This window comes from Candidatus Marinimicrobia bacterium CG08_land_8_20_14_0_20_45_22 (assembly GCA_002774355.1).
Lineage (GTDB): Bacteria > Fidelibacterota > UBA2242 > UBA2242 > UBA2242 > 0-14-0-20-45-22.
On the sequence record PEYN01000044.1, the window covers coordinates 1 to 8,692 of the forward strand.

The window sequence follows — 8,692 nt, forward strand, 5'->3', positions numbered from 1 at the left end:
GCGCTGTGTTTCTTTTATTGTTTTATTTATAATCATTTTCTCTACGGTCTCTGCGGTCGTTGCGAGAAATATTCTCTTCGGGCTCTGCGAGAAGTAATTCTTTGCCACCGCTGTTGGCGGATATGTTATCCAAAGGTTGACAGGTTCTCCATTGGTGGGTTTTTGTGTTCTTTATGGTGAGTCTTTTTTTTTCGCCTTTGGCGGACAGTCCAGCCTTTGGCGAACAGTTCCTCAGGGCGCGGCTCCGCCCCGTCAGTTACATTTCCCGACGGAGCCAATTTTAAATATATCGAAAACTCCTGTTATTTTTTAACTATTTTGTTTGCGTTTTTTCTATTGACACCATTGGGACTTATAACGCCGACTCGGGCAAACTCACCGGGTCCAAACACTCTTCCTCACTCGGAATTTTAATGAACGAACAAAATCGGTCGCAAATTAATCATTTTATCAAAAAAAACAACCAAATAATTCATTGCCGATATTAAAAAAAATTTTCAATCGTGAAATTTGTGACGTGAATCAAGTAAATGACTTCCGCAATCGTTCCGCCTTAATGTTTATTTAAACAAATGTTTTCATCGTCGGAAAATTCGCGGTGCATATTTAATTCTCTTCCTGAAAAACGAATTACGCTCGTTTACTTGAGCAATATCATCTTGCCGGTTTTCCGAACGTTCCCGGCTGTGAGTCGGTAAAAATAGATTCCGCAAGGTTGATTTTCAGCATTCCACCGAAATGTATGTTTTCCGGAATTCAGTTTTCCATCGGCTACAAGCGTGACTTCTTTTCCCAACATATCATAAATGGCTAAACGAACTTTTTGTTCGGATGGAAGCAAAAATGAAATCGTCGTGGAAGGGTTGAACGGATTAGGATAATTCGGGTAAAGGCAGATTTCCTTCGGTAAAACACTTTTCCTGTTTTCCAAAGAAGATGGATTAGCGTTCGCTTCGCCTTTGGTTGGATTGGCAAAGAAATACCATCGGCTTGCGCCGTCCGGACAACGTCCTTGACTGTGATCGGCAGTTTGTTCACCATAATCGAAATAATCCAAACCGGTCGTACTGTCGGCTTTAGTTAATACGATAACCTCGTCACCGGTAGAAGAAAAACTAAAACCCAGCGCATCTTCATAAATCACGAGATGCTCACCCTTTTGAAGAATCGTATTCGCCGGAAAAGTCCATTTGGATAATTTATCGAGATCGTCGGAAAGAAAGGAACCGGACAGGTCGAAAGCGTTATTTCCCCGATTATAGATTTCCACCCAATCGTCCGTTCCGCCGAAATTGCTGGTGCTTTGAAATTCGTTGATGCAGACATCTGAAAAGAGTTCGCTGGTTTCATTGGATGCGCCCGGAGTAGGCGTCTGAAGATATTCGGGTGCGGTATGACTTAACGTAGAGGGAAAACCCATCGAAATATCCGGCGCCATCACACCATAAGACCAACCATGAATCAGGACATTTCCGTGATTGATCGTTTCAAAGATCGCGACGTCTTCTCCGCTGGCGGATAACTTAAAATCGGTGTGCAAATTGCCCTGATCGGTATCGTCGTCCGCCCAGACGAGCAGATATTTGCCCGGATCGAGATCGACGTCGGGCAGTTCAAATGCCTGAGAATTGCCCAGCGAACTGCTTACGAACATTCCAGCCAGATTGACCGTTCTGGAATCGTTATTGTAGATTTCCAACCAGTCGTCATATTCTCCGGCTCCGTCTTTTTTAGTGGATTGATTCGACGCCATGGCTTCCGTGATCATCAAAGCAGGCGGCGCATAATCGACAGTATAAGCCATATATTCCGTAGGAGCATTGTTGGGCCACGTATCGGTTTGCCCGATTAAGTCAGTCGCAATCACATAGTATTTAACGAGTGCGCCGCTGTTCCGTGCGGGAATGACAGCCGTGAAAATGGAATCGCCGGAAACCGCGTCGCCGTTCAAGCCATCGTCCTTCATTAGGTTTGCCATATAACCGTATCCGGTATTGACCATCAGATGAATGCTGTTCAATCCTTCGTGATCGTAAGCGAACGCGCTGACCGCAACATTTTCCGAATGCGTCGGCAAATCGACTGAACAAAAGCCATCTTTGCAAACAGGAGCCGCATTAACTGTGTAAACGCTGTTCACCTTTCCGGGAGTTCCGGTGGCAATCGAGCTGGAACGCCAGGCAGTTGGTAAAGCATTTTCATAATTCGGATTTAAAAGTTCAAGAGAAGGACCACTGCCATCTGCGCCGCTGGGCCAGTCGCCGCCATCTTGATATTCGACTATGTCGCGCAGTTGTCCGGAACCGTCAAACAACCGAACGGCATCTCCGCTGTTACTCAAAGACCAGGCGTCTGCTCCCGCCCCGAATCCGATTGAAAAAACATTGGTAACAGTCGGATAAGTGGTGTGAAACTGATTAACGATTCTCGCCACGACCAAGTAACCACCCGATGCAAGCGTACCGGAAAGCGTACAATGCGTGTGATCGTTATTATCATCGATCAAATACCATTCGCTTAAATCTACGGCGGAGGCGCTGTTGTTGATAAGTTCAACCCATTCGATATCCGTATCGCCGGGACTGTTATACATGATTTCGTTGATCGTAACATCGCCGGCAAAAAGTACCTGCACTACCATTATCATGGCGAAGAAAGAGACCGATTTGAGAATTTTCATAAAACTTTCCTGATAACCTGAACTATTTAATCCGCTTAATTTATTTGCCACGGAGAAGGCAGGGGAAAAACCGCAGAGACCGCAGAGATTGCGGAGGATGCAGAGAAAAATATTAACCATAGAGGTCACAGAGTGCACAGATAACATTTTTGATTTCTTTTTTATAGTGTTAAGATTCATGTCATGTTGGATTTGGTAATTTTTATTCATTCTAAAATCCACACGTAAATTCTTCTACAAACATGTCACTCCGATGGAATTCAGGGTTTTCGGTCAACTTATCCTACGAATGAATCCGTGAGCTACTATGAATAAACATAGGCCATCAATATTAGCGCCGTAGGTGTGATTTGTGCGGTGGTGAGTCATTTGAATTTGGGATTTAGGATTTGTTTGGATTTTGGCGCTTGTTATTTGTCTATTTTGTGGCTCAGGATGACAATAGCGGACTGGGAGAAATGTAGAATTTAGAATGTTGAATGTTGAATGTTGAAAAAAGAAAAAGAATGAAGAAAAAAGAATGTGTCCACTAATCCCGATATTGTTCGGGATTCGTGGTTTCTCTCTTTCGTCCCTTTTCGTGGTCAAATTTTCTCTCTACTCTTCTCTGCGGTATCTGCATCCTCCGCGGTTAATTATTCAGGTCAGGTTAAAAACCGAATACCGCACGGGCGCATTTCTTTCGAGCATGTTGTCGATGCTGTAACAATATTTCGAGAACGGGCGTTGGACAAGACCAAACATCTTGATCATTTGAATCACCCAATAGGGAACCAGCGTTTCGGTTTTGATCTCAAGCAGAACGAGCGATTGCGGATTGTGTGTCGTCATCGGATCGTCGTAATAAAGCATATCCCTTTCGTCATAATCCAGATTGAGGGAACCGTCAATCTTGCGATAACAGAGTTCGCGGTCGAAAGTGATCCTGCCGTAATTATCCTGAACGCTGACGTAAGGTTCGCGAATGTATCGGACATGAGAAATCGGGCGGGCGTCAAACCAATAGACGACCTCTTCAAAAGTATTCACGCGCGGTCGGACATCGTTTAATAAATATCCAAAAATTTGCGGTGAAAACTGATCCGCCCATTCGCGAGTTGAGATTTTCTTCCGGACTTTCCAGATAACGTTCGCGTGCTTATATTTGATTTCCGGCCAAATGTCTTTATCAGATTTAAGACCGTAATAGCGTGCGCGCGCTTTGAATCGCGTCAATTTGTGGAATTTAGTATCGTAATAAAAACGCAGATCATTAGTGTCGAAGTAGAGATTATTGACTATATAGTGATTTTTCCCGGTCGCGGCATGCTTATCCAAAACACAAATATTTCGGATATAATCGCGAATTTCACCGGCAACCGATTCGGTGATCGTATACTTCAATTCGTAACGCCGGATTTTAGTCAGATCTTCGGTCATGTCAATTCTGTAAAATTGCGTAATCTTCGACGCCAACAGTGATACAAAGGTCTAAAAGCGCATCCGCGAGGTCTTTTTCCTTTTGCGCGAGTATTTCCTGCGTTTCTAAAATTGTCAATTCCATTTCCATGACTTCATCCGTCAACAGCGTCTGATGTTGCTTGGCCTGTTCGATGACCTGCGTGGCTTCGGCGATCAGCGTTTGGGATTCGCGGGAGAAGTTTTTCCAATCCAGCAACAAATCGCGATAAGCTGTATATGCGGCGTTGACCTCATAACTAATTGTCTCTTTGACGGCGTCGGATTCGATTTCTTTTTTACGGACGGAAAGCGTCGAGGCTTTGATATTTCCGCGATTCCAGTTGAAGAGCGGAACGTCGATTCCCATGATCAATTCGCCCCAATCGGCTGTTTTGTTAGTTTCAACGTGATAATTCAGTTCGACAAAATTGAACCACGGCAAAATCTTTAGATGTTCGCGCCGGTTTTGTTTCATCGCCAGTTCGATCCTTTGCGCGACGAGTTGCATTTCCGGGCGATTCTTACAGGCAATTTCGGTGAGGCGATCCAACCCGACTGTCACTTCAGGCAGATCGGTCTCTTCGACCGGGGAATTGATATTCATGTTGCTACGTTTGGAAAGTTTTCGCCGCGCGTCGATTTGGTTTTGAACCTCCCGCGAATAATCATTAACGGAGTCGGCGTGCCGCATTTTAGCTTTTGTATAATAGACAATCGAACGGCTTCCGATCGTCACCATCTCTTCGATTATTTTGATTCGGCGCTCCTCCAAAGCGACTCTTTTTTCAGAGAGTTCTTTGAGTTTGTCATGCAAGATGACGGAGAAGTAATCTCGGCGAACATCGGCTATCAACTCGTTTCGATAAAGCAGTTCGTCGCTTTTCTGATCCCAGAGTTTAACCATCGCGTCTTGTCTGTTCTCGCCCACTTCACCGAGCTCCGGCAACCGAAAACGCATACCGATGCGCAGTTCATCAAAATCATCTTTATAGTTACGCGTGGAGAGGTTGCTGACACGCAGTTCAGGATTCTGTATATTCCGGGCGGACTTCAATCGGTAATTAGCAATTTCCACATTGGTTAACATAGATTGAAGTTTACGGCTTTTTTGGAGAGTCATATCGATCAAAGCCGCTTCGGTCAGTGGTTTCTCTACGAGGCTGATTTCGATCTTTTCGCCAGAATTGAACGAGTTCACTGCGCCGGAAATAGGCTGAGCCGAAAAACCCAACCGAATCGCCGAAACGGAAAATATTCCCGCTAAAATATAGGATAAGTGTCTGAAATTTTTCTGAAACATGGTCTGATTCGATTTGCTTAGTGTTGTTCTGGATTGACGAAACAGTAGCCGGGCGTTTCGTTGTCTTTATCAAAAACGATCAATAGGCTGAATCTGCTTTGAAAACAGAGTCCTTCCGGTTTCAATCCGGGAAATTGAAGAATCGTTTTCGCTTCCAATCGTCCATCCGCAAATTGATCAATGCGATGCAGAGCACCAATCTGATCACTTTGACCGGCGTCCGGAATCGTGGAAAGCGCCCATAATTTGCCGTCCGGATCGAAACACATATCCGAAATGCCTGCTGGTTGCCCGTTCGGAGCTTTCAGGTTCACCGTGCCAAAAAGCGTCAACTGTCCCGGTTCGATTTTTTTATGGTCGAACATCTCTTGCGGGTTTTCCAATTTCCAGATGATGGCGCCGGTTTCGGTAATCGGCTGTTTTAAACCAAAATAAAGTGTTTGACCATCAAAAGCGATGCCTTCGATGTTGATTTCGGGACGCTGATCCGATTCATTCATCGTTAATCCGAGCGTTTTCAGTTCTTCAGGCGAATACGCTTGCAAGATCAACGTCAGCAAATTTACTTTGTCTTTCACGACGAAATCGTTGCCCTTACGAACTACTTTCAGCAAAAATTCACGGTTGACCGGTCGGCGTCCTTTTTTACTGATGTTTTGGGAAGAAATCAGGTAGAAAGTATCGTTACCGGCGGCGGTTATTCCTTCAAGATCATTGACCGTTGCGATTCCCGACAACTTCTGCGGTTGCGGATGAACGTTTCCCGATTCATTCATTCGAAAAATAAAAGGCTCATGTTCGCTGGTCGATTCGTTGATTCCGGTATCATCGCTGATCAATAAAAATTCCTTCAATTCCGGACTCCATGCGACGCCGGAAGGTTCAAAATTCGTTACCGACCACAGGTTTTTCGGAACGTTCATATCTTTTACCGTCGGGGGATTATTGAGATTTTGTTGAATCAACATCGCGGTCGATTCGGCGGCGGCGACATGGAAATTAAGAATATGAATAAAATTGCCATTGTTCACAAATCGGACGGTCACAACTTCGCCGGGGACGAGTTGATGATCGGTATTGAGATCGACCTGAACTTTTCGCGCCCAAAAAATCTGACCGCGAAATGAAATTCTGTCTTCTGCCCGGGTAAAGCCGGGATGAACGAATGAAACCATTCCGGTTGTGGCCAATTTTTTACTTCGCGACGAATAAATCCTGACTGGATTTCCGATTTGGGGTTGTAAAGTCGAATGTTCCGGAATGTAAACAATCAGGCGGCTTGGATGACTTTCTTCGACGGTCATAATCGAATCGAATGCTTTCACAATGTCGCCCTGTCCGGTGATTATTTGCGTTACATATCCATCACAAGGAGCCAACAAGGTTCGCAAATTGATACGATTTTCAGTTTCGATAATCTCGCGCCGCAATTCTTCCGTGTGTTTCAATCCTTCGATGAGTATGGCTTCGGTCATCTCATCTGTATCGACATTTTTTAGAGTATGTTTCGACTCCGATAGAATTTCCGCTTTGTTGTGTTGATTCGTTAATCCACGGCGCAATTCGTTGAGATATGCCACCAAAGCATCGCGCTGAATATGTAGGTCAGCCAAATCGCGATTATAACCTAAACCGGCATCCTGAGCGGATTGAAGGCGCTGGATCAAAGCATTGACACCGGCTAATTCGGCGCTTTTTGATTCGATCGTTGCCATGCGCTCAAGCAAATCAGATACTTCGTTATTCAGACGCAATCTTTCCTGCTCGATTTGCATGTTGTATGCATTCCGTCGCGCATTTTCCGTTTTTTGAAGACGGCTGAGTTCAGTACGAAGATTCTCCAGATTGCTCTTCAAATCCGACATGTAAAGCACCGCCAGCAACTGGTTTTTCGAGACTTTATCACCGGGTTCGACCAGCAATGTCTGAACGCGCCCGGATTCCTGCGCGCCGACAAAGTGCGTTCTTCGTTCGACGATCCCGAGTAAATTCTTATCGACCTGCCACGTGTGGAAGAGATAAACGGCAACTATAATGGATGCCGCCCATAGCAGAATGTACCAGTTTATTGGCATCTTTTTCCTGAAATTACTTTTTTTCATACGCATCATCTTAAACTGCTTGGTTCATAAACCACAGAAGACATATTTCAGTTTCTTTATTATTTTGTTAGGAATCATCTCATGATGGATTCGACTGTTTGTTATTCATTAATCTCAGCGATCTCAGCGGTTAATTTTTTATGCTTAAAGTTCAATCCCCGCCTCCTGATTCGTGTAAGTCAAACCGCGCATTCCCTCTACCTGCTCAAGAGCAGATAGAAGAGTCCTGTTATCATCGGGTGCGGCTAACTTCACCTGATAAGCATATTCGACGACCTGTCCCTGCGCGACATCCCGCATGGTGACTAAAACGAACCGTTTCGTATTTTGTTGAAGAATTTCCGTGATCTTGTTCGTCGTCGCAGGATCCGAAGGAATCTGAAACCGCAATAATCCGTCATGTTTTCTGCGCGTGCCGAACGGAGAACTTGCCAGCGCCAGCGCCGCCAAACAAAAAATAATAGCGCCGGTAATTCCGGTCACATAGCTTTGAACACCCGAAGCCACGCCGACGCCCAGCGATGCAAAAAGAAAGACAAGGTCGCGCGGATCGCGTAAATTTGTCCGAAAACGAATAATGGCTAATGAACCAACGATGCCGATTCCGCGGGCGATATTGTCTCCGATTGCGATCATCAGCATACAGGAGATCAAAGAGCCGAGGATCATGCTCTGCACCAATGTTCTGGAATATGAAAGTCCTTGAAACGTTTTTTCATAGACCCAAGCGATCAGGCTGGAGAGTGAGAGCGCCATGAGAAATGAAAGCAAAGCGATCTGCCATTCGATTTGTTCAAAACCGTAGTTTAATAACGTCTGCATGTTAGCCTTTCCGTTAATTTATTTCGATAACACGATGGCTCATCATGGGCATAACATCGTAAAAATCCCGATTGAAATCCTCGCCGAACCATGCGCAGAAAACGCAAAGTATATTTAAGAAAGGAAGCAGGAAAAAGGAACTTAATGTATTTTTTATTTTTCTTTGCCACCGCTGTTGGCGGGACTTCGCTCCACTTCGCGGACTCTACGAGAAATATCTTTTTCCTCTCGCAAAGGACGCTTTTATCAATTTAGAATTTAGAATTGAGAATTTAGAACAATTTAGAATTTAGAATTTAGAATTTAGAATTATGCTTTTTGATGTTTTCTTTTGTCGAGATGATAATA

Annotated in this window: 5 protein-coding genes; all 5 read right to left on the bottom strand. The window is 44.6% G+C overall.

Annotated features, from left to right (window positions below):
- Positions 1-640: 640 nt before the first annotated feature.
- Positions 641-2,890 carry a hypothetical protein gene (locus COT43_03040; GenBank protein PIS29782.1) on the bottom strand — a complete coding sequence of 750 codons (2,250 nt, stop codon included), beginning with the start codon at positions 2,888-2,890 and terminating at the stop codon, positions 641-643.
- Between the two features lie 429 nt (positions 2,891-3,319).
- Positions 3,320-4,099, bottom strand: a complete 780-nt coding sequence (locus tag COT43_03045; GenBank protein PIS29783.1) for a hypothetical protein — start codon at positions 4,097-4,099, stop codon at positions 3,320-3,322.
- A gap of 1 nt (position 4,100) precedes the next feature.
- Entirely contained in the window at positions 4,101-5,420 is a 1,320-nt protein-coding gene (locus COT43_03050) for a hypothetical protein (protein ID PIS29784.1), read from the bottom strand.
- Positions 5,421-5,437: 17 nt separating this feature from the next.
- The gene (locus tag COT43_03055) at positions 5,438-7,495 is read right to left on the bottom strand and encodes a hypothetical protein (GenBank protein ID PIS29785.1); all 2,058 of its coding nucleotides are present in this window, start codon (positions 7,493-7,495) and stop codon (positions 5,438-5,440) included.
- Positions 7,496-7,666: 171 nt separating this feature from the next.
- A complete protein-coding gene (locus COT43_03060) occupies positions 7,667-8,344 on the bottom strand; it encodes a DUF4956 domain-containing protein (GenBank protein PIS29786.1) in 678 nt (225 codons plus the stop codon).
- Positions 8,345-8,692: the final 348 nt, after the last annotated feature.

Excerpts from the sequence above, each read along its gene's own strand:
- COT43_03050 (PIS29784.1), bottom strand. The coding sequence starts at position 5,420 with ATGTTTCAGAAAAATTTCAGACACTTATCCTATATTTTAGCGGGAATA.
- COT43_03040 (PIS29782.1), bottom strand. The coding sequence starts at position 2,890 with ATGAATAAAAATTACCAAATCCAACATGACATGAATCTTAACACTATA.
- COT43_03055 (PIS29785.1), bottom strand. The coding sequence starts at position 7,495 with ATGCCAATAAACTGGTACATTCTGCTATGGGCGGCATCCATTATAGTT.
- COT43_03060 (PIS29786.1), bottom strand. The coding sequence starts at position 8,344 with ATGCAGACGTTATTAAACTACGGTTTTGAACAAATCGAATGGCAGATC.
- COT43_03045 (PIS29783.1), bottom strand. The coding sequence starts at position 4,099 with ATGACCGAAGATCTGACTAAAATCCGGCGTTACGAATTGAAGTATACG.